Here is a 23,982-nt window from a genome sequence, read left to right on the forward strand (position 1 = left end):
ACCGGTGAACAGCAGCAGGGAACGGGTCCTGGCGCGGGTGCGCCGGGCCCTGGCGGACGTGCCCCGCGAGGAGCGGCCCCGGGACCACCGGGTCGAGCGCGGCTATCTGCGGGCGCACGGCGAGCGCACCGTCGAGGAGACGACCGCCCTCCTGGCGGAGAACCTCGCCGACTACCGGGCGGTCGTGCACCGGACCCGCGCGAGCGGGCTGCCGGACCTGATCGCCCGGCTCCTGGAACGCCACGGCTCCCGCTCGGTCCTGGTACCGCCCGGGCTGCCCGCCCCGTGGACGGCCGCCTGCCACGCGACCCGGGTGGACGACTTGGCCGCGAGCACGCCGCACGAGCTGGACGCGGTGGACAGCGTGGTCACGGGCTGTGCCGTGGCGATCGCGGAGACGGGCACGCTCGTCCTGGACGGCGGCCCCGGCCAGGGCAGGCGCCGGATCACCCTCGTTCCGGACCACCACATCTGCGTGGTCCGGGTCCCGGAGCAGGTCGTGGACTCGGTACCCCTGGCGCTGGAACGGCTGGACCCGACGCGCCCGCTGACCTGGATCTCGGGGCCGTCCGCGACGAGCGACATCGAGCTGGACCGGGTGGAGGGGGTGCACGGACCGCGCACGCTGGAGGTGGTGCTGGTGGAGGCGGACCCGGCTGGCGCGACCGACGAGAATCCCTAGAAAATCATGAAACCCGAGGATTCATCCCCTATGCCCGGGGTTATCCTATTTATAGGCCTACGGGGCGAGCGAGGGAGTTCGACCGGAGTAGCCGACTTTGGCAGGAAGCTTCGGCTTCCGCCGGGGCCGACGTCGACGGTCGGGCTGAGAGGCCTGAAGGTCGGAAGACCGGAAGGCGACCCCCACTACCTGATCCGGACAATACCGGCGCAGGGAGCCCGCTTCGTAGGTCGCTCGGCAAGTCCCGGGACAGTGACGGGTCCCGGGGCTTCGCTGCGTCCGGGGACGCCGTAGGCTCGGCGGCATGCTGAGCGAAGCCGAGGGCACCGGGCGGCAGGTGCGGGCCGTCTTCACCGACGGGACCATCACCGTGTACCAGGCGTACGCGTCACGGATCGCCGAGCCGGCTTTGCGGGCGGGGACGTTCGTCGACCCGTTCAGGCGGGAGCGCATGACCTGGATCAAGCCCTCCTTCCTGTGGATGATGTACCGCTGCGGCTGGGCCACGAAGGCCGATCAGGAACGCGTGCTCGCGATCGACATCACCCGCGAGGGCTTCACCTGGGCGCTGGAGCACGCCTGCCCCAGCCACTACGACCGGAGCCGCTTCGGGAGCGAGGCCGAGTGGCGCCGCGCACTGAAGTCGAGCCCGGTCCGCGTCCAGTGGGACCCCGAACGGGACCTGCGACTGAACCCGCTCCCCCACCGCGCGATCCAGATCGGCCTGTCGGGGACGGCCGTCGACCGGTACGTCGACGACTGGATCACGGACATCCGGGACGTGACGCCCCTGGCCCACGAGATCCACTCCCTGGTCAGGACGGGCGACCTGACGGCGGCCCAGGGGCTGCTCCCGCAGGAACGCGTATATCCGCTCCCCGCCGACCTCGTCGCCGGCCCCACCCCGACGACGACCACGACCGGGGCCTGAAGCCGCGGTGGACGGGATCGCCGCGGACGGGAACTCCGCCGACCGGATCGCCGCGGACGGGATCGGCCTTCCGGCCTCCATCAACGGCCAGGCGTGGCGGGTCGCCTGGTGCCCGCCGCCCGCCCCGCCCCCGGGCGCCCCGCACGGCGCGGAGGCGGTGTGCGTGGCGGACGGCCGGGTGGTCGTCGTCAGCCGCGACGGCAGGCGGTGGGGCCTTCCGGCCGGTCGCCCGGAGCCCGGCGAGGGGTGGGCCGACACCCTGCGCCGCGAGGTCCGTGAGGAGGCCTGCGCCGAGGTGACGGACCGCCGGCTCCTCGGCTTCAGCCACGGCGTGTGCGTACGCGGCCCCCAGGAGGGCCTGGTGCTGGTCCGGTCCATGTGGCGGGCGGAGGTGCGCCCGGGTCCGTGGCGGCCCCGCTTCGAGATGAGCCACCGCCGCCTCCTGGCCCCGGCGGAGGCCCTGGCCTCTCTCACGGTCCCCGAAGGTCTCGGGCCCTTCTACCGGCGGTTGTTCGCCGAGGCGGCCCTCTGACACCCCGGCGCGCCGGGCCGGGCCCCCCGGGGCACGCGGCGCCGCGTCGGCGGGGCCGCGCGCGGAGGCGCGCGGTGTGTGCCGTGCGCCCGTCCGGTGGCGCATCCTCGTGCACCGCCCCTGTGCGGACAGGCCGGTTTGGTGCAGGGTGGGCACATGAACCTGGCCCGGGACGCGCGGGACCGCCTGGCCTGCTGGCCGGCGCTCTCCCGCGGTCGCGCCTGCTGCGGAACGTCGTACTGCCTGTACTCCGGCGGCGCGGAGATCGTCCACTTCCACGGCGACGACAAAGCCGATGTGCATCTGACGCGCGGCATGATCGACAGACTGGGCCCGGCGCTCCGGAGGTCCACGGCCCTCCGGTTCTCGCCGGCCTCGGGATGGGTCACCGTACGGCTGGAGACCGGTTCCGACATCGATCTGCTGGCCACCCTCGTCAGCGCGGCCCTGACCGCGAGCGACGGCGTGGCCGGTGCCGTCTCCACGCCCGGAGCCGGTCCCGGGGCCGCGGTCGGGGCGGAGGCCCGGTCCGACCGGTCAGGCCGGGCCGAGCGGACCGGCCGGGCCGGCCGGCCCACCGGCCCATCGACGGACCCGTCGGCCGGCCTCGGGCCCACCCCCACCCCCTGCTCGCGCCACGTCCGGCCGTGACGGCCCCCGCCCGCGGCACCGTCAGACGCGCCCCTCTCCACCGCGCGAGGCCCCCGCACCGCGGGGCAGTATCAGGGCCGAGCCGGAGTGGAGCGTGACGCGGACCGGGGTGAACTCGGTCGCGTCGAGGGGCGACTGCCCGTTGCCGGGGCTGCGGGCGTAGCGCGGGTGGGCGCCTCCGCTGACCTGCCAGCGGATCCGGTGCCCGGCGGCGAAGCGGTGGGCGGTGGCGCTCATCGGTACGGTGACCTCCGAGGGCGCCTGCCGCCCCGTACGCAATCCGGCCAGGCCGTCGCAGACGTTGACGGAACGGCCGTGCGGGTCCACGTCGCAGAGGCGGGCGAACACGTCGGCGTACCCGGTGTCGGTGGAGAGGGTCAGCCGCGCCGAGACCGGGCCGATGACGTCGAGGGGCTCGGTCAGCGGGGGGCCGGTGAAGGTGAGGACGTCCGCGCGGGCCTCCAGGGCGGTGTTGTCGCGCGGCCCGGCCTTGGGGGAGATCAGCGGCCCGCCGACGGACGGCGTGGGGTCGGCCGGGTCGTAGCGGAACGAGGTCAGCGGTGCGGAGTCGGCGGGCGTACGGGCGGTGAGGTGCCCGCCGGCTGCGGCGAACCACGGCGTACCGGAGGCGGCGGGCGGCCAGTCCTCCATGTCGCGCCACGCGTCCTCGCCGCCGACGTGGACGCGTACCGCGGTGGGCCGCAGGCCGGAGGGGTCGTCGCACAGGTGGGCGCGCAGCCAGGCGAGGCTCTCCGCGAACACCTCGGGCCAGCCCCGCTGGAGCGCGGAGGTGTGCGTCCAGGGGCCGACGAGCAGGGCGCTGGGGCATCCGGCGCGGCGCAGCCGCCCGTACTGCTCGAAGGTCTGGTCGACCAGTCCGTCGTGCCACCCGGTGATGAGGCAGGTGGGGACGGCCAGCCGCTCCGCCGCCTCGCCCGGGGACGCGCCGCGCCAGTGCGGGTCCTCGGGGTCGGGGTGCGCCATCGCCCCGTCCAGCCAGGGGAGTTCGCGCCCCAGAGCGGCCACGTACGCCCCGCGCAGCGGCCGGGCGGTGGTGATGTCGCGCAGCCGGCGCTGGAGCCTGAGCGTCGCCCCCGCGAACGCCGCCGTGCCCCGGTGCTGGTACTCCATGCCGACGCCGACCGCGAGGGCGTTCTCCAGGCGCAGCGCGCCGTCCGTGTGGAACAGGGCGTGCGGGTCGTGCAGCCCGACCTGGACGACCATGGCCTTCAGCTCGGGCGGCGGGTCGAGGGCGAGCGCCCACTGCACATAGCCCAGGTAGCTGGGCCCGACCGTGCCCAGGGTGCCGTCGAACCAGGGCTGTTCGCGCAGCCAGGCGACCGTCGCCCGGCCGTCGGCCGCCTCGTTGTGCCACAGGTCGAAGCGGCCGCCCGAGCCGCCGGTGCCCCGGCAGCTCTGCAGGACGACGTGGAAGCCCTGCTCGGCGAAGAGCATGCCGTACATCGGTGACCAGGGCAGGCGCCGGCCGTAGGGCGAACGGACGAGGAGCGTCGGGAAGTTCCCCTGCGCGCGCGGGAAGTAGTGGTCGGTGACCAGCGGAGTGCCGTCGGCGGCGGGGACCGCGAGTCCCGGCTCCCATCCGGCTTCGTACCGGGCGGCCGGCAGCCGGCGCCAGGTCGCCCTCATCAGCCGCGAGGACAGCGGCGGCTTGCGTGACCTCATCGTTCCCCCTTCATGGGCGCCTCCGTGGGCGCGTCCGTGAGGCGCCACGTGGGCACCCTCAACCAATTCCGTACACTGTACGAGAATAGAGGATGCTTGGATGACACTCACAGGAGCCCGGAAGGAGGACGAGGATCGTGAGCCGAGAGGGCGGTTCGAGCGCCACGGGTGCCGCAGGGGCCACGGGCGTCGACCCGGAGGAACTGTGGCTGGCGCCCGCCCGGCCGCGCCGGGGCCGCAGGCCCGCGTTCAGCCGCGAGGCGATCACCGCGGCGGCGGTCGCCCTGGCGGACGCGGAAGGCCTCGACGGGGTCACCATGCGGCGGGTCGCCGAACGCGTCGGAGCCGGCGTCATGTCGCTCTACAGCTACGCCCCCGACAAGGAGACCCTGCTGGAGCTGATGGTCGACCACGTCAGCGGCGAACTGGCGGCGGAGGACATCTCCCCGACCGGCGACTGGCGCGCCGACCTCAAGGCCGTCGCCCGCCTCCAGCGCGCCCAGATGCTCCGGCACCCCTGGCTGCCCGCCGCCCTGTCCACGCGGCGCACGCCCGGCCCCAACACCCTGGCCGTCCTGGAGCGCGTGCTGGCGGCGCTGCGGCCGACGGGGCTGGACGGCGCGGCGAAGCTGGAGGTGTTCGCACAGCTCACCGGGTTCGTCGCCGGGCACGTCGGCCACGAGCTCGCCCAGGCCGCGGCCGCGCGTTCCCCCGAGCGTGCCGCGGCCGAGGTCCGCTACCTCGCGGCCGTGGCGGCGGATGGCCACCACCCGGAACTGGCCGAGGTGCTGTCCGCCCCGGGACGCCCGCTCGACCCCGAGGCCACGTTCACCCGCTTCCTCAACCGCCTCGTCGACGGCCTCGACACCAACTGAAGGCCGCGCGGACACGGAGCCGCCCGCGCTCCGTCGGACGGAACGCGGGCGGGCCGGTGCGGGGAGGGCGTAAGGATCAGAAGAACGAGCTGTCGCCGCCGAACTGGACGGCCGTGTGGTACATCTCGGCCGCGTTGACGCAGTTGAGGTGGGCCACCGGGAAACGGTAGGTGTCGTCGCAGATGCGGCGCATCTCGGTGCGGAAGCGCCCGTCGATCCAGTTCTTCGTCTCGCGCGTCGGGCTCAGCTTCAGCTCCCACTTCCCGCCGTAGTTGCGGTATCCGAAGTCGTGCTGGACGCACGCGGGGCGGAAGACCTCGCTGTACGGCGCGAGGCCGGTCGGCACGGAGCAGCCGTCGTTCGTCCAGTTGAACGGCGGGATGTGCGGGGTGACGGCGAACTCGCGGTAGGTCAGGTTCATGATGTGGTCGGCCTGCTCGCGGAGCGTCGGCTCCGCGAGCCGCGTCACGGTCGGGGAGGCGCCGTGCGCCGTGCCGGCCGCCATGGCGGTCTCGGCGCCGACGAGGGATCCCGTGAGGGTGGCTGCCGTCAGAAGGGCCAGGGTGGCGGCGGTCGTTGAGAGCTTCCTGCGCATGAGGTCTCCGGATCGCGTGTCGGGGAGGTCATTCCCGACGGGGCAACGATCCGGGTGACATGCGGATGCGCAAGTTCCCCCGGTCGGCGTAGCGGAGGGCGGGCCGCCCCGGTCGCCGTGCCGTCACGCAGCACGGGCGACGGCCGGCCGCCGGCGTGGGTGCCGGTGGAGGTGGAGGGCCGCGTACGCCACGACCGGTACGGCGACGGCGGGCACGACCCACCACGGCAGGCCGAGCCACAGGGCCGGGAATCCCCAGCCGTGGACCCCGCCGCACGGGTCAGGGCTGCTCCGTGGCGCCGTGCGGCTCCGGCCGCAGGAGGTACTCGGCGGAGAGGTGGATGGCTTCCGGTGCGGTGCGGCCGGGGTGGTCGGCGGCGATGAAGTGGCGACCGATGGCGAGCGCGAACATCAGGGTGCTGCGGGCCTCGATCTCGGCGGGGTCGGTGAGGAAGGTGCCGAACATCGTCCGCAGGAAGTCCATGCGTTCGTTGTCGATGCGCCGCAAGCGCGCCGCGACGGCCTCGTCGTGGCGGGCCCAGACCCGGACCGCGAGATCGATCCGGTGGAAGTCCTCGGAGAAGGTCAGCCGGCCGACCCTCCGGATCATGTCGGCGGCGTCGCCGCCCTCGGCGCCGACCTGGGCGATGATCGCCCTGGTGCAGCGGCGTTCCCACTCGTCGAGCATCTCCGCGAGCAGCGCGGGACGGCCGTCGAAGTAGCCGTAGAACCCGCCCTTCGTCACGCCGAGCCGGGCGGCGAGCGTCTCGACCCGGACCGCCTCGGGCCCGCCCTCGGCGAGGGCTTCGAGACCCGCCTCGATCCAGCGCGCTCGCGGCGTGCGGGCCACGGCAGGCATCCGGCCACCTCCATTGATCACTTGAGGTTTGTACGTTACCGTACACATCAACTGTACGGTGCCGTATAGATGAGAGGTCGAACCGTGTCACGACTCGCAAGGACGGCCCACACCGAACACCCCTGGCGCATCCACGCGCTCACGGCCGACTTCTCCGTCGAGGACGTGTGGTCGTTCCGCACCCCCGGCGCCGGGCCCGACGACTTCCCGGTGATGCTCGCGGCGATGCGGGCCGCCGGCGGGCCGGCGAAGCAGCCGCGGCTGGTGAGGTTCCTGTTCGCCGTGCGCTGGAAGCTCGGCGCGCTCCTCGGCTGGGACCGGCCGTCCGCGGGCATCGGCAGCCGGGTCGGGTCCCTCCGCGACCGCCTGCCCGGCGATCTCCGTGACGCTCCCCGCGGCCCGGACGACGACAGCATGCTCCTCAAGCCGGTCTACGAGCTGGACAGGGAGTCCGCCCGGGAGCTGGCGAACAAGACGGTGCACGGCGTGATGCACCTCGGGTGGGTGCAGGGTGCGAACGGCGACCACGAGTTGCGGATGGCCGTCCTGGTCAAACCCAACGGGTGGTTCGGGCGGCTGTACATGGCCGCGATCGCGCCGTTCCGGCACCTCGTCGTCTACCCGGCGATGACCCGGCAGTGGGAGCGGGCCTGGCGCGACCGCGACCGCACGTCGCCGGCGGAGCGCCCAGAAGGAAGGCCCTGATGAACACCGGGAAACGACTGCTCCGCTGGGCGGGCGGCATCATGATCGTGCTGGGTACGGTGCACCTGACCGTGCTGGCGCTCGTCTGCTGGGGGGACATCACCGGCTGGGTGGACCGGGGGTTGTGGGCGGTCGTCGCGATCGAACTCGCGGACGCCGGTCAGACCATGCAGTCCCTGCAGAACAAGGTCACCTTCTGGGCCGGCCCGGGATCCTTCTCCGTGCCGCTCGTTCTCCTGGGCTGCCTGATATGGCACCTCGCCGGACGCGGCGTGCCCGTACCCGCCGGGATCGGCTGGGCCGTCGCGGTGTGGTGCGCGCTGGGGGGCGTCCTCGTACCGTCACCGTTCTACGGCGGGATCGTGGCCGGGCTGCTCATCGTCCTGGCGGCGCGAATGGAAGCACGCGACCGGAGACTGCCGCCCCGGAGGCCCGCGGTACGCCCCTGAAGGGCGGCCGGCTGCCCTCCACGCAGGGGAGTTCGGAGGGGCGCCGCCGGCGTCCTACGGGAGCTCGCGGGTCTGTTCGGTGAAGGCCTCGTGGGCCCGCTCGTCGAAGAGGACGAAGCGGACCTCCTCCACCGACGTCCGCGTGGCCCGCACCGTCTCCACCGCGATGCGGGCGCCGTCGTCCATCGGCCATCCGTAGACGCCGGTCGAAATGGCGGGGAACGCGACCGTACGGGCGCCCAGTTCGTCGGCCACGCGGAGGGACTCGCGGTAGCAGGAGGCCAGCAGGTCCGAGCGGTCCTCCGTACGGGACCAGACGGGGCCGACCGTGTGGATCACCCAGCGGGCCGCGAGGCGGCCCGCGGTCGTGGCGACGGCCCGGCCGGTGGGAAGGCCGCGGCCGTAGTGGGACGCGCGCAGGCGTCGGCACTCGGCGAGGATCTCCGGGCCGCCGGCCCGGTGGATCGCGCCGTCGACGCCTCCGCCGCCCAGCAGGGACGAGTTCGCGGCGTTGACGATCGCGTCGACGTGCTCGTGCGTGATGTCGCCGCGGACGAGGGTCAGGGTGGGCCCGGTGCTCATACGTCCCATCCTGCCGTGGCCGGCACGGCCCCGCCCGTCACTTTCCGCGCAGGTGGCGCCAGACCGCCTTGGCCGCGTTGTGGCCGGACATGCCGTGTACGCCGGGCCCCGGCGGGGTCGCGGAGGAGCAGAGGAAGACCGCCGGGTGCGGCGTACGGTACGGGTGGAGGGACAGCCGGGGCCGCAGCAGGAGCTGCAGCCCGCGGGCGGCGCCGCAGGCGATGTCGCCGCCCACGTAGTTGGCGTTGCGCGCGGCGAGTTCGGGCGGTCCCGCGGTGGCCCGGGCCAGGACCAGGTCGCGGAAGCCGGGCGCGAACCGCTCGATCTGGCGCTCCATCGCCTCCGTGAGGTCGCCCTGCCAGCCGTTGGGCACATGCCCGTACGCCCAGAAGACGTGCTTGCCCTCGGGGGCGCGCGACGGGTCCACCAGGCTCGGCTGGGCGGTGATCAGGAACGGGGTCCCGGGAGCCGTCCCGCTCGACGCCTCGTGCAGGGCGATGCCGATCTCGTGGCTGCTGGGGCCGATCTGCACGGTGCCGGCGCGGCGCGGCTCCTCGGCGGTCCAGGGGACGGGGCCGTCGAGCGCGTAGTCGATCTTGAAGACGGAGGCGCCGTACCGGTAGCCGTCGTAGAACCGGCCGAGCCCGGCGATCCGGGCCAGGGCGGTCGGGGAGGTGTCGAAGACGTAGGCGCGGGCGGGCGGCAGGTCGTCGAGGCGCTTCACTTCGAAGCCGGTGTGGACGGCGCCGCCGAGGTCCCGCACGTACGCCGTGAGGGCGTCCGCGATGGACTGGGAGCCGCCGCGCGGCAGGGGCCAGCCGTTGGCGTGCGCCGCGAGCGCGAAGACCAGGCCGATCGCACCCGTCGCCAGGCCGCCCAGCGGCGCGATGACATGCGCGACGAGCCCCGCGAACAGCGCGCGGGCCCGGTCGTCGCGGAAGCGTCGCATCAGCCAGGTCGACGGCGGCAGTCCGGCCAGCCCGAACCGCGCGAGCATCACCGGGTCACGGGGCAGCGCGGTCAGCGGCAGCGACATGAAGTCCCGCGCGAGCGTGTCCCACTTGCCGCTGTACGGGGAGACCAGGCGGCGGTACGCGCCGGCGTCCCGGGGCCCGAACGACGCGGCGGTCTCGGCGACCGAGCGGGACAGCACCGCCGCCGTACCGTCGTCGAAGGGGTGCGCCATGGGCAGCTCCGGGTGCAGCCACTCCAGCCCGTAGCGGTCCAGGGGCATGCCCCGGAAGGCGGGCGAGCCGATGCCGAGCGGATGCACGGCGGAGCACGGGTCGTGGCGGAAGCCCGGGAGGGTCAGCTCCTCGGTGCGGGCCCCGCCGCCGACGGTGTCACCCGCCTCGAACACGGCCACGGAGAAGCCGCGGCGGGCCAGTTCGGCGGCGGCGGTCAGTCCGTTGGGGCCCGCCCCCACGACGACGGCATCGAGCATCGACGGCACGTTCGGACTCCTTCGTCAGCCGCTGGCCGATCAGCCGATGGCCAGGACGCCAGGATATTGCGCCGCGCCCGACGGGCCCGCCGCGGGCGGGCGTTGTCGGCCACACCGAATGCGCGCCTCCGGCGGAATCACCGGCTCCGGCGGCAGTCGCACGCACGGGGACCACCGCCGCCCGTCACCACCCCCGCGCCCTCACCGTGGCGAGAGCAGCGAGCGGATCCGTGCCGCCGTCGCCGCGTCGCGCGCCGCGACGAACGGCAGCGCGTTGCCGCCCGTTATGCGGAACGGCACGCCCGCGAGGGTCACGTGCGTGCCGCCCGCCTCGGTGACGAGGAGGAGGCCCGCCGCGTGGTCCCAGGCGTACTCCCAGGAGAAGGCCAGGGCGTCGGTGCCGCCGCACGCGACGGACAGGTAGGCCAGACCCGCCGAGCCGCACGGCCGGGGCTCCACGCCGTCCGTGTCGAGGCCCAGCAGCGCGCGCTTCTCGTCGGGCGTGGTGTAGTCGGGGTGCGACGTGGCGACCCGCAGGACCGCGCCCGGCTCGGGCGAACCGGCGTGCAGCTCCGTGCCGTTCAGCCGGGCGCCCCTCCCCCGTACCGCGACGGCCATCTCGTCCCGCGCGGGGGCGAACGTCCACGACGCCAGCAGTCTGCCGTGCCGGGCGAGCGCCACGAGCGTGCAGAAACCGGCGTCGCCCTGGACGAACTGCCGTGTGCCGTCGACGGGGTCGACGATCCACACGGGCGCGTCGCCGCGCACCGCCTCGTACAGGGCGGGGTCGGCGTGGACGCCCTCCTCCCCCACCACGACGGAGCCGGGCAGCAGGTCGGTGAGCGACTTGGCGAGGTGCAGTTCGGCGCTGCGGTCGGCGATCGTCACCAGGTCGTGCGGGCCGCCCTTCTCATCCACGTCGTCCGCGGCGAGACGCCGCCAGCGCGGCATGATCTCGTCCGCGGCCGCCGCGCGTACCGCGTCCCCGGCCGCGGACAGGAACCCTGAGTCGTCGAGCAGGTCATCGATCATGCTTCCATCACACCACGCCCCGGTGACACGCGCGGTTCACGCCTGGTTACGGGCCGCTGCGTCAACGCCCCACGGCGTAACCCTGCATTCCCCTCGGGTTCGCCGCGGCGGACAGCACGCCGGTGCGGGGGTCGCGGGCGACGGCGCACAGCCGCCCCTCCGACCAGGGGCCGCCGACGGTCACGTCATGGCCGCGGCGCCGCAGCCCGTCGACGACGGCGGGGTCCGTGCGGGACTCGACGGTGACGGCGCCGGGGCGCATGGCCCGGGGGTAGAAGGAGCTGGGGACGCTCTCGTGGTGCCAGTTCGGCGCGTCGATCGCGGCCTGGAGGTCCAGTCCGCCGTGGGCGACGGCGAGGAAGAAGTGCAGCTGCCACTGGTCCTGCTGGTCGCCGCCGGGCGTGCCGAACGCCATGACGGGCACGCCGTCGCGGAGGGCGAGGGACGGGGTGAGGGTGGTGCGGGGACGGCGGCCGGGCGTGAGGGAGTTCGGCAGGCCGGGCTCCAGCCAGGCCATCTGGAGGCGCGTGCCGAGCGGGAAGCCCAGTTCGGGCACGACCGGGTTGGACTGGAGCCAGCCGCCGCTGGGGGTGGCCGCGACCATGTTGCCCCAGCGGTCCACGACGTCGACGTGGCAGGTGTCGCCGCGGGTGGCTCCGTCGTGCGCGACGGTGGGCTCGCCCGCACCTGCCGGGGCGGGCACCCGGGGAGCGCCCGCGGTGGCGTGGGACGGCAGCACCGGCGTACGGCCCCCGGGACCGCCGGGACGCAGCGCGTACGAGGCCCGCTCGCCGATCAGCGCGCGGCGCCGCGCGTTGTACGGCTCGGACAGCAGGTCGCCGAGCGGGACGTCGGCGGCGTCGCCGTACCAGGCCTCGCGGTCGGCCATGGCGAGCTTGCTGCCCTCGATGAGGAGGTGAACGTAGTCGGCGGAGCCGTGGGCGGGCGGTTCGGCGGGGAGCAGCGCCAGTTGCTGGAGGAACACGGGGCCCTGGCTCCAGCCTCCGGCCTTGCACAGGGTCCAGCCGTTCCAGTCGTACGTGGCCGGCGCCTCGTAGGTGGCGGTCCAGGCGGCGAGGTCGGCGGCGGTGAGGGTGCCGGTGTGGCGGGCGCCGCTGGTGTCGAGGGTGGGGCGTGCGGCCTGGCGGACGAGCGCCTCCGCGATGAATCCGGTGCGCCAGATGCGCCGGGCCGCCTCGATCTGGCCGACGCGGTCGCCGGGCGCCGCGGTGGCCGTGGCCTCGTCGAGGAGGCGGCGCCAGGTGCGGGCGAGTGCGGGGTTGCGCAGGAGTTCGCCGGGGGCGGGCGGGCGGCCGCCGGGCAGGTAGACGTCGGCGGACGACGTCCATTCGTCCTCGAAGAGCGCGCGGACGGTCTCGACGGTGGCCGCGATCCGCTCGACGGGCGGGTGCCCTTGTTCGGCGTACTCGACGGCGTGACGCAGCGCCTCGGCGAGGGACTTCGTGCCGTGGTCGCGCAGGAGCAGCATCCAGGCGTCGAAGGCGCCCGGTACGGCGGCGGCGAGCGGGCCCGTGCCGGGCACCAGGTCCAGTCCGAGGGAGCGGTAGTGGCCGATGGTCGCGCCGGCCGGGGCGGGGCCCTGCCCGCACAGCACACGGACGTCGCCGCCAGCGGGGGCGAGCAGGATGGGCACCTCGCCCGCCGGGCCGTTGAGGTGCGGCTCGACGACGTGGAGGACGAAGCCGGCCGCCACGGCCGCGTCGAACGCGTTCCCGCCGTCCTCCAGGACGGCCATCGCGGACTGGGAGGCGAGCCAGTGGGTGGAGGACACCATTCCGAAGGTTCCGCGCAGGGTCGGCCGTGTCGTGAACATACCGAGGCACGTTACCGCCGTGGGTCCGGCGAGGCGGCCCGCTCGGCCGCCGCGGACCCGGGCGAGGTGGCCTGGCCGGCCGCCACGGACCTCGGCGAGATGGACCGCTCGGCCGCCGTGGACGCCGGCGGGGCGGCCTGGTCGCGGACGGGCGTGGCGCCGCAGTCGCGGTCGAGCCGAGCGCCGCAGTCACGGCCGGGCCCGGGCACACCAGCGACAGCCGGGCCCGGGCGCGGCGGCCACGGCCGGGCCGGAGCCCCGCAGTCCCGGCCGGTCCGGCCATGCCCGACCGGGAGTTGTCCACAGGCCACCCGGCGTCCGAGGGGATTGTCGGCGCTGCGTGACAGGATCGCGTGCATGAACCTCAACGTCCCGCTTCCGACGGAGCTTCACACGTCGCTCGTGTACGTCGACTGGGTGCGCGCCCACGACCCGGGCGCCGAACCGGCCGCGCTCGCGGTGGTCGACGCGATACACGAGACGATCCCGTTCGCGTACGAGAAGCCGGGGCGTTTCGTGGAGGGGATGCGGCGGCGGGCGCGGCAGCTGCCGCCCGCGCATCTGCCCTGGTTCTGGGACATGGTGGCGCACCGGTTGTGCGCCACCAACGTGCGGTACGCGGGACGGGCGTTCGCGCTGGCGCGGAAGGCGGAGCGGGAGCACCGGCTGCCCGTGGACGCGGACTGGTACCGGGCCAATGTTCTGCTGCTCGCCCGGCGGGGTGCGCTGCCCGCGCAGGAGTTGAGCGACCATCAGCGCAGGCTGGGTGAGTCCCTGGAGCCGGCGGAGGCGCACGAGGAGTACGTGCGGGTCCTGACGGCGTGGGCGGCCTCGCCCGGGGAGCTGCCCGCCGATCTGGCGCGGCGGGTGCGGGCGTCGGCGCGCTCCGCGGGGCTCGGCACGGAGGAGGACGCCCGCGTGCTGGCGCGGCTCGTGGGCGAGGCGCGCGGCAAGGCCGTGCCGGACGCGCTGCTGGACGCGGTCGCGGGGCTGCTGGCCGAACATCCTCAGGACGACGCGGTGAACGCGGCGTTGGTGGAGGTGTTCCCGGATTCGCGGGGGGACGCGGCGTCGTGGCTGCGGCTGCTGCTGACGTCCGGTGCGGCGGACGCCGTGGCGGCGGGGCGGGTGACGCCGGAGGGCGGGCTCGCCGCGTGGCTGGGGCGGTACACGCGGATGTACTCGCACGGCCGGCGGGGCGGCGGCGTGGCACGGCAGCCGATGCCGCGGGAGTTGTTCGACCTGGTGGCGCGGTTCGCGCCCCGGCTGCGTGCGGCGGAGGTGCCGGTGCGGCTGCACGAGGACCGCTACCGGTATCCGGGGCTGGACGCGGACCTGCTGGACGTGTGTCTCGCGGAGGGCATCGCGGTGGAGGACCCGGGCGAGGCGGTCCGGCTGGAGTTCTGGGGCGCGCGGTCGCGGCGCGACCTGAAGTCCCTCGCGGCGGACCCGGTGTTCGGGCCGCGCCTGGAGGGCACGGTCCACGCCGGGCTGCGCGGCGGCGGTACGGCGATCACGCGGCTGCCGGAGAACGCGGGCATCGCGGCCGAGGTGCACTCCCGGATCGAGGGTCTGCTGGGCACACTGCGGGGCGGGGGCGTCGCGGCGGCCGACGAGGCGGTGGACGAGCTGGCCTCGCTGCTGGACCGGCCGACGACGACGGCCCTCGACGGGATCGAGGAGGCACTCGCCGGCCTCGATCTGACGGGGCCTCTGGCGCGGGCCCTGCGCGCCGGTCTGCCGGAGGAGCTGGGCTGGGCCGCCCTGGAGGAGGTGCTGGCGGGGTTCGAGCCGGACGGGGTGCGGGGGGTGACGTGCACCTGGCCGGTGCTGACGGTGTACGGACGGGACCGGGCCGTGGCCGTGGACCACGCGGGCGTGCGGGCCTCGTGTGCCTTCCGGGTGCCGGAGGACGCGACGATGCACGTCGTGCACTTCGCGGGGGGCCGGTTCCTGGTGAGCTGGACGGCCGAGGAACAAAACACGAGCGGCCATCACGCGTTCTGGACGGACCGGCCCGAGGAGGTGTTCCGGCCGGAGCGGCAGATCGGTCTGCGCCCGTTCGACGGGCTGATCGACGGCGGCTTCGGGTTCCAGTTCGAGAGCGCGGACGGTGGTGGCCGGCACGACGGCGGGCGGGTGCTGCGGCCGGGCGACCGGGACGGCATCGACAACCATGAGCTGCAGATGAGCGACGGGGTCCGGTTCTGGAGCAACGACGTGTACGGCGACGACTGGCGGCGCGTCGACCCGGTGACGGGCGAGCGGGCCGGCGGCCGTGAGCTGCCAGAGCTGCCCGAGTTCCACCGCACCGGTGAGGTGCCGCCCGGCAGGGCCCTGTTCCAGGACTCGCTGACCTTCGCGGCGCTTCCCGAGGGCGCCCCCGCGTCGCCGCTCGGGCAGGACGGGCGGCTGGTGGGCTGCCGGGTGCTGTACCGGACGCCGTACGCGGGGCCTTCGCCGACGGACTTCCTGCTGGAGGGCGTCGACGGGCGGCAGGGCCGGTTCCGGTCCGCCGAGCCCGGCCGGCATCCGTGGGGCGTCGTGCGGATGCCGGCGGGCGGCGAGGACGCCGTGCTGGTGGAGCCGGTGAACGTGCGGGTGCACGCCGTGGAGGACGGGTCGCTGCTGTGGGAGGCGCACGGCTTCCCGGCCACGCGGCGCCACCAGTGGCGCAAGCCGTCGGGGCACAGCGTCGGACCGGTGCCCCCGCCCGCGTACTGGCACTTCCTCACCCCTCGGGACGAGGCGTCCTCCAAGGCACTGCGCGGGATCGGTGACGCCGCCGTGCGGGCGCTCCTCGACGCGGCCGTCGCGGAGGGCGCGGCCGGTTCGGGTGACGGCGTACGGGCGGCGGCGGCCCGAGTGCTGCCCGAGGTGACGGAGCCGCGGGTCGTCGACGGGGTGGTGCGGGTGGCGCTGCTCGCCGCCGATGTGCTGCGGCGGCGCCGGGAGCTGTCCCGTCGCGTGGGCATCATGCGGTCGGGCCCGGTCGTGACGCTGCCGTCGCCGGTGCCCGACACGGTGCTGGCGCCCGCGCTGTACGGGCTGCTGCCCGAGCTGCGCCCGTACGAGGCGCATGTGGCGCGCCCGCAGCCCGCCACGCTCACGGCGGTGGCGGCGGACGGACGTCATCTGCGCGGCGAGATCGACGACGAGACGCGGCGGCTGGCCGTGCCGGCGCCGCCCGTCGAGTGGGCCGCGTTGGTCGGCGGGATCGACGCGGTGGCGTGGCGGGCGGCGGTCGGGACGACGCCCGCGGAGGAACGGGCGGCCCTCGCCGCGCTGCTGGAGATCTGGAGTGGGCAGCCGTTCGCGGAGCGGGGCGGGCGGTGGCGTACCGGCCGGGCGCCCGGGGCGGAGCTGGCCGCGTGCCGGGCGGCGGGCCGGGCGCTGGCCGACGGGGCGGAGCGCGGCGGGACGGCGCGGTTCCTCCAGCGGGCCGAGGACCCGGAACCGGCCGGTGCGGAGGAGGCGGAGACGTTCGCCGTGGACCGCGACGACACCGTACGGCTGCCCCGGCTGCTGGAGCTCGTGGAGCGGCACGGGCCGCTGCCGCTGGTGGCGGAGGCGGTGGACGCCTTCGCGCGGCGTACGGGGGTGCGGATCCCGGTCGCGACGCTGGTGATCGCCGGGCTGCCCCGCCGGGAGCGGTACGACGAGGACAAGAAGATGCTGCGGGCCAAGCCGTACAAGGCGACCAAGGCGGTGGCCGACGAGTACGTGTCCTTGTGGCACCGGCTCGGGCCGGCCGGGCGGCGGGCGGTGCTGGCGGCGGGCGTCCCGGAGGATCCGGCGGAGCTGTGGGCGGACGGCGGCACGACCGCCGCCGCGGAGCGCATGGCGGAGGTGTGGGCGCGGCTGCTGGGCGCGAAGCCGTACGTGGCCGAGGACGTGGCCGAGGGGCTGGAGGCCGATCTGGGCTTCACGCCCGGCTGGGCGGAGGCCCTGGCGACGGGCGGGACGCCCACCGGTGAGGCGTACGACGGCGGGGCGCCCGGCGGGGTGGCCCGGCAGGTGCTGGTCGGGGCGCCGAACGGCGGCTTCGCCCTGCACTACACGGGCGCGGACGGCACACCGGTACGGGAGGTGAGGCGGGAGCCGCACACGGAGCTGGGGTCGCTGGTGGCCTGGGCGTTCAGCGAGCGGCCGGTCGGCGACCCGGCCGTGGCGGGGGCCGTGGGCCTGCACGGGCGGCTGCGGGCGCTGCTGGACGCCCCGGAGACGCTCGTGCCGCTCGGCTGGTCCAGGGAGCTGGGCGCGGCGGCACCCGGGCACGCGGCGTTCGCGCCGTACGAGGGCGGCGTGCTGCCCTGCCCCCGGCCGATGTGGCGGGAGGACACGGAGCCGTCCACGGCCTACGACGACGGGCTGTTCGTCGTCGCCGCGCCCCATGGCGGGGTGTTCCTGCGGCCGTCGCGGCTGGCCGAGCCGGAGCGGCTGGAGCGGGCGGAGCGCCTGTGCGGCGAGCTGGGGGCGTCCGGCGTGTGGAAGGACCTGCTGCGGTTCCGTGACGTGTACGCGGGAGGGCTGGACCGGATGGCCGCCAGGGCCGCGGCGACGCCCGTGCCGCGCGGCGGTTACGAGGCGAACCCGCTGCTGAGCGTGGAGGAGCTGGTCGCGGATGTCGCGGCGGGTCTGGGTGTCGGTGAGGAAGCGGCGGCGCTGTACCTCCAGTTGCTGACGCTGGCCCGGCCCACCGACCGTGCGGTGCGGCGCTGGAACGGCTGGACGGCGGCCCGGCACAAGGCCGTTCAGGAGGAGCTGGCCGCCACGGGGGCGGTGGTGACGGACAAGCGGGCACGGGCCGGGCGGACGGTGTTCCTACCCGGCGCGTGGACGGCGCCCAAGGCGCCCCATCTGCCGCTGGAGAGCGCCAAGGCGGCCCTGTACCGGTCGGCGGCGGCGAACGGGACGAGCGTGTGGGGTCCGCTCCTGGCGCTGCTGCCTCCCCTGCCGCTGCACGAACTGTTCGCGCAGGCCTGGGAGGAGTCCCGTACCTGAGGGTGCCGCGCCCGGTGCCGCGTCGTCTCAGGGACGGCCCAGGTCCCCCCAGGGGCCGTCCGGGGACAGGGCGCGGAGCACGGCGGCCAGTCGGGGTGGCTCGACCGGGTCCGGCAGGGCTTCGAGGTCCGACCACGCCACCCAGGCGTGCGTGTGCAGGTTGACCTGCTCGTCGGGCAGCAGCCCCGTGCGCACCAGTGGCGGTCGCTCCTCGGGGAAGCGTGCCAGGAAGAAGTCCTCGGGCCCCACGTGCCGTCGGCCGTTCCACCACACGTCCCGGTCGACGCGCACGGACCGGTCGAGGACCGCGCCCGGGTCCAGGCCGGTCTCCTCGGCGAGTTCGCGCCGCGCCGCCTCCAGCGGTGTCTCGCCGGGGTCGATGCCGCCGCCGGGCGGTTCCCACAGCCAGGTCCCGTCGAAGGGATCCCGCCAGTGCAGCAGGAGCACGCGGTGGGCGGCGTCCAGGCAGATGACCCGCGCGGCGGGCCGATGCGTCGTCTCCACGGTCCTCATCCTTCTTCGTGCGGGGGCCGCCGCTCGTACCAGCGGCGGTCGTCCTCCAGCTGGGCGGCGAGGGAGACGAGGCGTTCCTCGCCGCCGCCGGGCCCCAGCAGCTGGGCGCCCACGGGGAGGCCGTCGCCGGTGAAGCCGGCGGGGACATTGACGGCGGGCCAGCCGAGGACGTTCCAGGGCCAGGCGTAGGGGCAGGCGGCGGCCATCATCAGATCGGTGCGCCAGGCGGGCAGCCCGTCGAAGGTGCCGACGCGCGGCGGCGGCGCGGCCGTGGTGGGCGTGAGGATCACGTCGTACGCGGCGAACAGCGCGCCGATCCGCCGGTGCTGGTGCGCCTCGCGGGCGCGGGCGGCGCGCAGGGCGCGGCCGCCGAGGCGGTGGCCGGTGCGGGTCGCGCTGCGGGTGCGCGGGTCGAGGAGCGCCGGGTCGGGGTGGCGGTCGGCGTAGGCGGCGATGCCGGCGGTGGCGCGGGGCAGGAAGCTCAGCCCGATGAGGCCGTAGCGGGGCCGTGCCTCCTCGACGGTGTGGCCGAGCCGGGCCAGCGTGTCGGCGAGGGCGGTGACGGCCCGGCGTATGCCGGGGTGCAGCGGGGTGGGTGTGGCGGTGAACGGGGGCCGCCAGGCCAGCGCGACGCGCAGCCGGCCCGGGTCGCGGCGGGCGGCGGCCGAGGCGTCCAGGGACGGCAGCCGGAAGCCTTCCCGGGCATGCGCGCCGGAGACCGCGTCGAGCAGCAGGGCGGCGTCGGCGACCGTACGGGCCAGGGGGCCGTTCACGGTCAGGCCCTCGAAGCAGTCGTCGTACGGGTGCACGGCGACGCGGCCGCGCTGCGGCTTGATGCCGACCAGGTGGGTCCAGGCGGCCGGGATCCGGATGGAGCCGGCCCCGTCGGAGCCGAGCGCGGCGGGGACGAGCCCGGCGGCGACGGCCGCGGCGGAGCCCCCGGAGGAGCCGCCCGGGGTGTGGTCGGGGTTCCAGGGGTTGCGGGTGGCGCCGAAGGCGTGGCCCTCGGTGAAGGGCCACTGGCCCAGCTCGCAGGAGTTGGTCTTGCCGACGACGATCGCCCCGGCGGCGCGCAGCCGGCGGACGGCCTCGCCGTGGGCGGTGGCGGGCGGGATGTCGCCGGCGCAGCCGAAGCGGGTGGGGAGCCCCGCGACGTCGGTGTCGTCCTTGACGGCGACGGGCACGCCCAGGAGCGGCAGCCTCTCCCCCGCCGCGAGGCGCCGGTCGGCCTCCTCGGCCTCGGCGAGGGCGGCATCGGCCCGCACGCAGCGGAAGGCGTTGAGGGAGGCCCGGGTCGCCTCGATCCGGCCGAGCGAGGCCTGCACCAGGGCCACCGAGGTGACGCGGCCCGACCTCAACTCCTCGGCCTGTCCGGCGAGTCCGAGGTCGGCCTCCGCTGCGTGAGTGGTCATGCCGGCGAAGCCTACTGGCGCGTAACCTCGGTGTCAGCCTGGTGCGTGACCTCGGTGCCGGTGGCCCGGCGGCCCATCAGCACCACGTAGAGCACCAGACGCGGCGAGTCCCACCGCCCAGCCGTAGTCGGCGAGCGGCTTCAGGACCGGGATCAGCCCGTCCTCGGGGAACGGCCCCTTGCCGGGCGCCGAATGCGAGCCGCCCACGGCCAGCACCCCGCCGACGAGGAACGCCACGACCGCGGCCGGATTCCAGCCGCCGCGGTACCAGTAGCGCCCGCCGCGCCGGTACAGGTCGGGCAGGTGCAGCACGGTCCGCCGCACCAGCCAGTAGTCGGCGATCAGGATGCCGGCGACCGTGCCGAGCATGCCGCCCACGAGCCCCAGCCAGGTGAAGATGTACAGCTCCGGCGTCTCGGTCAGCTTCCACGGCATGATCAGGACACCGACGACCCCGGTGACGAGCGCGCCGGTGCGGAAGTCGACGAGCTTCGGGGCGAGGTTGGCCAGGTCGTACGCGGGTGAGACGACGTTGGCGGCGATGTTCACCGAGATCGTGGCGACCAGCACGGTCACGAGGGCGAAGAGCAGCCCGAAGACGTTGTCGGTCCGTGCGGCGAGCTGGACCGGGTCCCACAGCGCGGCCCCGTAGACGACCTGCGAGCCGGAGGTGACGAAGACGGACAGCAGCGCGAACAGCGTCATGGTCGTGGGCAACCCGAGCGTCTGGCCCCACACCTGGGCGCGCTGGCCGGCGCCGAACCGGGTGAAGTCCGGGATGTTGAGGCTCAGGGTGGCCCAGAAGGCGATCATGCCCATGAGGGAGGGGAAGAAGACCGGCCAGAAGTCGGCGCCCCAGCCGAGCGCGGACGGCTGGTCGAGGAGCGGCCCGAACCCGCCCGCCTTCACGGCCACCCACACCAGCAGCACCAGCGCGCCGACGATGACGAACGGCGCCGCCCAGTTCTCGAACCGGCGCAGGGCCTCCATGCCCCGATGGATGATGGCCAGTTCGAGCGCCCAGAAGAGCAGGAAGCACACCCAGAGCGTCCAGGGCTGGCCGCCGATCCGGGCGGCGTCGGCCCAGCCGCCGAAGATCTTGCCGAGGAGCACGAAGATGCCCTGGCCGCCGATCCACGTCTGGATCCCGAACCAGGCGCACGCCACCGCGGCCCGGATCATCGCGGGCAGGTTGGCCCCGCGCAGCCCGAACGACGCGCGGGCCAGGACCGGGAAGGGGATGCCGTATTTGGGCCCGGCGTGCCCGGTGAGCAGCATCGGCACGAGCACGATCACGTTCGCCAGGGCGATGGTGAGGACGGCCTGCTTCCAGTCCATGCCGAGGGCGACGAGACCGGAGGCCAGCATCCAGGACGGGATGTTGTGGGCCATTCCCACCCAGAGAGCGGCGAAGTTGTACGTGGTCCAGCGTCGCCGCGCCAGCGGTACGGGCAGCAGGTCCTCGTTCACGAACCGGCTGTCGGCGGGGATGTCGCCGGGTGCCAGCTCGGCGGGGCCCCGGCCGTTGTCCGGTATGCGGGGCGTCGGGGAGTTCGGTGGGACGGTGGCGGTCATGGCGGCGGAACCCTTCGTTCGGGGACGGAACGAGGCCGTGCGGGGCGTGGGGGGTCCGGCGTGTGGCGAGGGCGAGCGCGGGAAGGGCCGGCGCGAAAGGGCCTGGCGCGGGGAAGGCTGACAGGGGAAGGGCCGGCGCGGAAAGGCCTGGCAGGGGGTAAGGCCTGGCGCGCGAGAGCCAGGCCTGGGTGAAGGTCAGGCGTTCAGCGCGGGGATGATCTCGGAGCCGTACGCGTCGATCGTCGCCTCCTTCGCGTCGTGCATGTCGTACACGGCGAACTGGTCCACGCCCAGGTCCCGGAGCGTCTTCAGCTTCTCGATGTGGGCGGAGGGCGGGCCCAGGAGGCAGAAGCGGTCGACGATCTCGTCGGGGACGAAGTCGGTGGAGGGGTTTCCGGCGCGGCCGTGGTGGCTGTAGTCGTAGCCCTGCCGTTCCTTGATGTACGCGGTGAGGGCCTCGGGCACCAGGCCCGAGTGTTCCCCGTACCGGCTCACCAGGTCGGCGACGTGGTTGCCTACCATGCCGCCGAACCAGCGGCACTGGGCGCGGGCGTGGGCGAGGTCGTCACTGACGTACGCGGGGGCGGCGACGCAGATCGTGAGGGAGGCGGGGTCGCGGCCGGCCTCCTCGGCGGACTGCCGCACCGCCTTGACCATCCACTCCGTCAGGAACGGGTCGGCGAGCTGGAGGATGAACCCGTCGGCCTTGCGGCCCGCGAGGGCGAGGGCCTTCGGGCCGTACGCCGCCATCCACACCGGGAGTCTCCCGTCGCGGATCCACGGGATGCGGACGGGCTTGCCGTCGACGACCGCCTCGCGGCCCTCCGCCAGGTCGCGGATGACGTCCATCGCCTCGCCGAGCCGGGCGAGCGTGTTGGGCTTGCGGCCCGCGACGCGCATCGCGGAGTCGCCGCGGCCGATGCCGCACACGGTGCGGTTGCCGTACATGTCGTTGAGGGTGGCGAAGGTGGAGGCGGTCACCTCCCAGGTGCGGGTGCCCGGGTTGGTGACCATGGGGCCGACCGTCAGTTTCGTCGTGTGTTCCAGGATGCGGCTGTAGATGACGAAGGGCTCCTGCCAGAGCACGGCGGAGTCGAAGGTCCAGCCGTAGCGGAAGCCGTTGCGCTCGGCACGGCGCATCAGTCCGACGACCTCGGAGGCCGGTGGGTCGGTCTGCAGGACGAGTCCGAAGTCCATGCGGGGCTCCTCAGTTCAGGTACTGGCAGGTGGAGCGCGGCGTGTAGACGCCGTGTCCGGCGCGGCCGGTGAAGGTGCGGCGGTCGATGACGACCTCGCCGCGCGAGAGGACGGTCTCGACCCGGCCCGTGACGGTCTTCCCCTCGTACGCCGAGTAGTCGACGTTCATGTGGTGCGTCTCGGCGGACAGCGTCTGCGTGGCCTTCGGGTCGTAGATGACGAGGTCGGCGTCGGTGCCGGGGGCGATGGTGCCCTTCTTCGGATAGAGGCCGAACATACGGGCCGGGGTGGCGCAGGCGATCTCGATCCAGCGGCGGCGGCTGATGTGGCCGTCGACGACGGCCTGGTGGAGGAGGTCCATCCGGTTCTCGACGCCGGGGAGACCGTTGGGGATCTTCGAGAAGTCGCCGCGGCCCAGCTCCTTCTGGCCGCGGAAGCAGAACGGGCAGTGGTCCGTGGAGACGACCTGGAGGTCGTTGGTGCGCAGGCCGCGCCACAGGGCCGCCTGGTGCTCGCGTGGCCTGAGCGGTGTGCTGCACACGTACTTGGCGCCTTCGAAGCCCGGCTCGGCGAGGTTGTCGGTGGACAGGAACAGGTACTGCGGGCAGGTCTCGCCGAAGACGGGCAGGCCCTTGTCGCGGGCGGCGGCGAGTTCGGCGACGGCCTCCTCGGCCGAGACGTGCACGACGTACAGGGGCGCGCCGGCGACGCGGGCGAGCTGGATGGCGCGGTGGGTGGCCTCGGCCTCCAGGAGGACCTTGCGGACCTCGCCGTGGTAGCGGGGGTCGGTCTCGCCGCGGGCGAGGGCCTGTTCGACGAGGACGTCGATCGCGATGCCGTTCTCGGCGTGCATCATGATCAGCCCGCCGTTGAGGGAGGAGCGCTGCATCGCCCGCAGGATCTGCCCGTCGTCGCTGTAGAAGACTCCGGGATACGCCATGAAGAGCTTGAACGAGGTCACGCCTTCCTCGATCAGCAGGTCCATCTCCTTGAGCGACGAGTCGTCGACGTCGGAGAGGATCATGTGGAAGCCGTAGTCGATGGCGCATTTCCCGTCGGCCTTGGCGTGCCAGGCGTCGAGTCCTTCGCGCAGGGTGTGGCCGACGGTTTGGACGGCGAAGTCGACGATGGTGGTGGTGCCGCCCCAGGCGGCGGCGCGGGTGCCGGTCTCGAAGTCGTCGGAGGCGAAGGTGCCGCCGAAGGGCAGCTCCATGTGGGTGTGGGCGTCGACGCCGCCCGGGATGACGTACTTGCCGGTGGCGTCGAGGACGCGGTCGGCGGTCCAGGCCTCGGCGGCGCTGCTGCCGTGGGCGGCGAGCGCGACGACGCGGCCCTCCTCGACGAGGACGTCGGCGTGGGTCTCCTCGGCGGCGGTGATGACGAGGCCGCCCCGGACGAGGGTGCGGGTGCTCATGGGTCTCGGCCCC

20 protein-coding genes are annotated in these 23,982 nt (G+C 74.6%); 8 read left to right on the top strand and 12 right to left on the bottom strand.

Annotated elements, in window-relative coordinates; translation table 11 throughout:
• Positions 1–4: 4 nt before the first annotated feature.
• The 4 genes from ABEB09_RS04995 (at position 5) to ABEB09_RS05010 (ending at position 2,796) form a co-directional block, all read left to right on the top strand.
• Positions 5–682: a LutC/YkgG family protein gene (locus ABEB09_RS04995; RefSeq protein WP_345687482.1), complete on the top strand. Its 678-nt coding sequence runs from the start codon at positions 5–7 to the stop codon at positions 680–682.
• A gap of 304 nt (positions 683–986) precedes the next feature.
• Positions 987–1,613: a DUF4291 domain-containing protein gene (locus ABEB09_RS05000; protein WP_345687484.1), complete on the top strand. Its 627-nt coding sequence runs from the start codon at positions 987–989 to the stop codon at positions 1,611–1,613.
• A gap of 7 nt (positions 1,614–1,620) precedes the next feature.
• On the top strand, positions 1,621–2,145 hold the full coding sequence (locus ABEB09_RS05005) for an NUDIX hydrolase (protein WP_345687486.1): 525 nt from the start codon (positions 1,621–1,623) through the stop codon (positions 2,143–2,145).
• 156 nt (positions 2,146–2,301) lie between these two features.
• Positions 2,302–2,796, top strand: a complete 495-nt coding sequence (locus tag ABEB09_RS05010) for a luciferase domain-containing protein (protein ID WP_345687488.1) — start codon at positions 2,302–2,304, stop codon at positions 2,794–2,796.
• Between the two features lie 21 nt (positions 2,797–2,817).
• On the opposite strand, the gene ABEB09_RS05015 is transcribed toward ABEB09_RS05010, so the two are convergent.
• Positions 2,818–4,479, bottom strand: a complete 1,662-nt coding sequence (locus tag ABEB09_RS05015) for a CocE/NonD family hydrolase (RefSeq protein WP_345687490.1) — start codon at positions 4,477–4,479, stop codon at positions 2,818–2,820.
• A 137-nt stretch (positions 4,480–4,616) separates the two neighbouring features.
• Between ABEB09_RS05015 and ABEB09_RS05020 the strand changes: the two genes are divergently transcribed.
• Positions 4,617–5,354: a TetR/AcrR family transcriptional regulator gene (locus tag ABEB09_RS05020; protein ID WP_345687492.1), complete on the top strand. Its 738-nt coding sequence runs from the start codon at positions 4,617–4,619 to the stop codon at positions 5,352–5,354.
• Positions 5,355–5,430: 76 nt separating this feature from the next.
• Here ABEB09_RS05020 and ABEB09_RS05025 read toward each other — a convergent pair whose 3' ends face one another.
• Both ABEB09_RS05025 and ABEB09_RS05030 read right to left on the bottom strand, forming a co-directional pair.
• Entirely contained in the window at positions 5,431–5,949 is a 519-nt protein-coding gene (locus ABEB09_RS05025) for a phospholipase A2 (protein WP_345687493.1), read from the bottom strand.
• A gap of 280 nt (positions 5,950–6,229) precedes the next feature.
• Positions 6,230–6,808 carry a TetR/AcrR family transcriptional regulator gene (locus ABEB09_RS05030; RefSeq protein WP_345687495.1) on the bottom strand — a complete coding sequence of 193 codons (579 nt, stop codon included), beginning with the start codon at positions 6,806–6,808 and terminating at the stop codon, positions 6,230–6,232.
• 69 nt (positions 6,809–6,877) lie between these two features.
• On the opposite strand from ABEB09_RS05030, the gene ABEB09_RS05035 reads away from it, so the two are divergent.
• The gene (locus ABEB09_RS05035; protein ID WP_345687497.1) at positions 6,878–7,513 is read left to right on the top strand and encodes a DUF2867 domain-containing protein; all 636 of its coding nucleotides are present in this window, start codon (positions 6,878–6,880) and stop codon (positions 7,511–7,513) included.
• The gene (locus ABEB09_RS05040; RefSeq protein ID WP_345687499.1) at positions 7,513–7,962 is read left to right on the top strand and encodes a DUF6463 family protein; all 450 of its coding nucleotides are present in this window, start codon (positions 7,513–7,515) and stop codon (positions 7,960–7,962) included. Before ABEB09_RS05035 ends, ABEB09_RS05040 begins: the two co-directional genes overlap by 1 nt.
• 54 nt (positions 7,963–8,016) lie before the next feature.
• Here the strand turns inward: ABEB09_RS05040 and ABEB09_RS05045 are convergent, their stop codons facing one another.
• From ABEB09_RS05045 to ABEB09_RS05060, 4 genes are all read right to left on the bottom strand, one after another.
• Positions 8,017–8,544, bottom strand: coding sequence for an O-acetyl-ADP-ribose deacetylase (locus ABEB09_RS05045; RefSeq protein ID WP_345687501.1), 528 nt, complete (start codon positions 8,542–8,544; stop codon positions 8,017–8,019).
• 37 nt (positions 8,545–8,581) lie between these two features.
• Complete coding sequence (locus ABEB09_RS05050) at positions 8,582–9,997, bottom strand: phytoene desaturase family protein (RefSeq protein ID WP_345687502.1); 1,416 nt, start codon at positions 9,995–9,997, stop codon at positions 8,582–8,584.
• A gap of 192 nt (positions 9,998–10,189) precedes the next feature.
• Complete coding sequence (locus ABEB09_RS05055; protein WP_345687504.1) at positions 10,190–11,020, bottom strand: inositol monophosphatase family protein; 831 nt, start codon at positions 11,018–11,020, stop codon at positions 10,190–10,192.
• Positions 11,021–11,081: 61 nt separating this feature from the next.
• Positions 11,082–12,854, bottom strand: coding sequence for a gamma-glutamyltransferase family protein (locus tag ABEB09_RS05060; protein ID WP_345687506.1), 1,773 nt, complete (start codon positions 12,852–12,854; stop codon positions 11,082–11,084).
• 357 nt (positions 12,855–13,211) lie between these two features.
• Between ABEB09_RS05060 and ABEB09_RS05065 the strand changes: the two genes are divergently transcribed.
• Positions 13,212–17,858, top strand: a complete 4,647-nt coding sequence (locus ABEB09_RS05065) for a hypothetical protein (RefSeq protein WP_345687507.1) — start codon at positions 13,212–13,214, stop codon at positions 17,856–17,858.
• Positions 17,859–17,885: 27 nt separating this feature from the next.
• Here the strand turns inward: ABEB09_RS05065 and ABEB09_RS05070 are convergent, their stop codons facing one another.
• The 5 genes from ABEB09_RS05070 to hydA all read right to left on the bottom strand — a co-directional run bounded on the left by ABEB09_RS05070 (position 17,886) and on the right by hydA (position 23,969).
• Positions 17,886–18,362 (bottom strand): NUDIX hydrolase, encoded by a 477-nt coding sequence (locus tag ABEB09_RS05070; RefSeq protein ID WP_345687509.1) that lies wholly within the window; start codon positions 18,360–18,362, stop codon positions 17,886–17,888.
• Positions 18,363–18,367: 5 nt separating this feature from the next.
• Positions 18,368–19,783: an amidase gene (locus ABEB09_RS05075; protein ID WP_345687511.1), complete on the bottom strand. Its 1,416-nt coding sequence runs from the start codon at positions 19,781–19,783 to the stop codon at positions 18,368–18,370.
• Between the two features lie 33 nt (positions 19,784–19,816).
• On the bottom strand, positions 19,817–21,358 hold the full coding sequence (locus ABEB09_RS05080) for an NCS1 family nucleobase:cation symporter-1 (RefSeq protein WP_345687512.1): 1,542 nt from the start codon (positions 21,356–21,358) through the stop codon (positions 19,817–19,819).
• Positions 21,359–21,553: 195 nt separating this feature from the next.
• Entirely contained in the window at positions 21,554–22,555 is a 1,002-nt protein-coding gene (locus tag ABEB09_RS05085) for a TIGR03842 family LLM class F420-dependent oxidoreductase (protein ID WP_345687514.1), read from the bottom strand.
• A 10-nt stretch (positions 22,556–22,565) separates the two neighbouring features.
• Positions 22,566–23,969, bottom strand: a complete 1,404-nt coding sequence (gene hydA, locus ABEB09_RS05090) for a dihydropyrimidinase (protein ID WP_345687516.1) — start codon at positions 23,967–23,969, stop codon at positions 22,566–22,568.
• Positions 23,970–23,982: the final 13 nt, after the last annotated feature.

Origin of the sequence: Streptomyces coeruleoprunus (assembly GCF_039542925.1) — a bacterium.
Classification (GTDB): Bacteria; Actinomycetota; Actinomycetes; order Streptomycetales; family Streptomycetaceae; genus Streptomyces; species Streptomyces coeruleoprunus.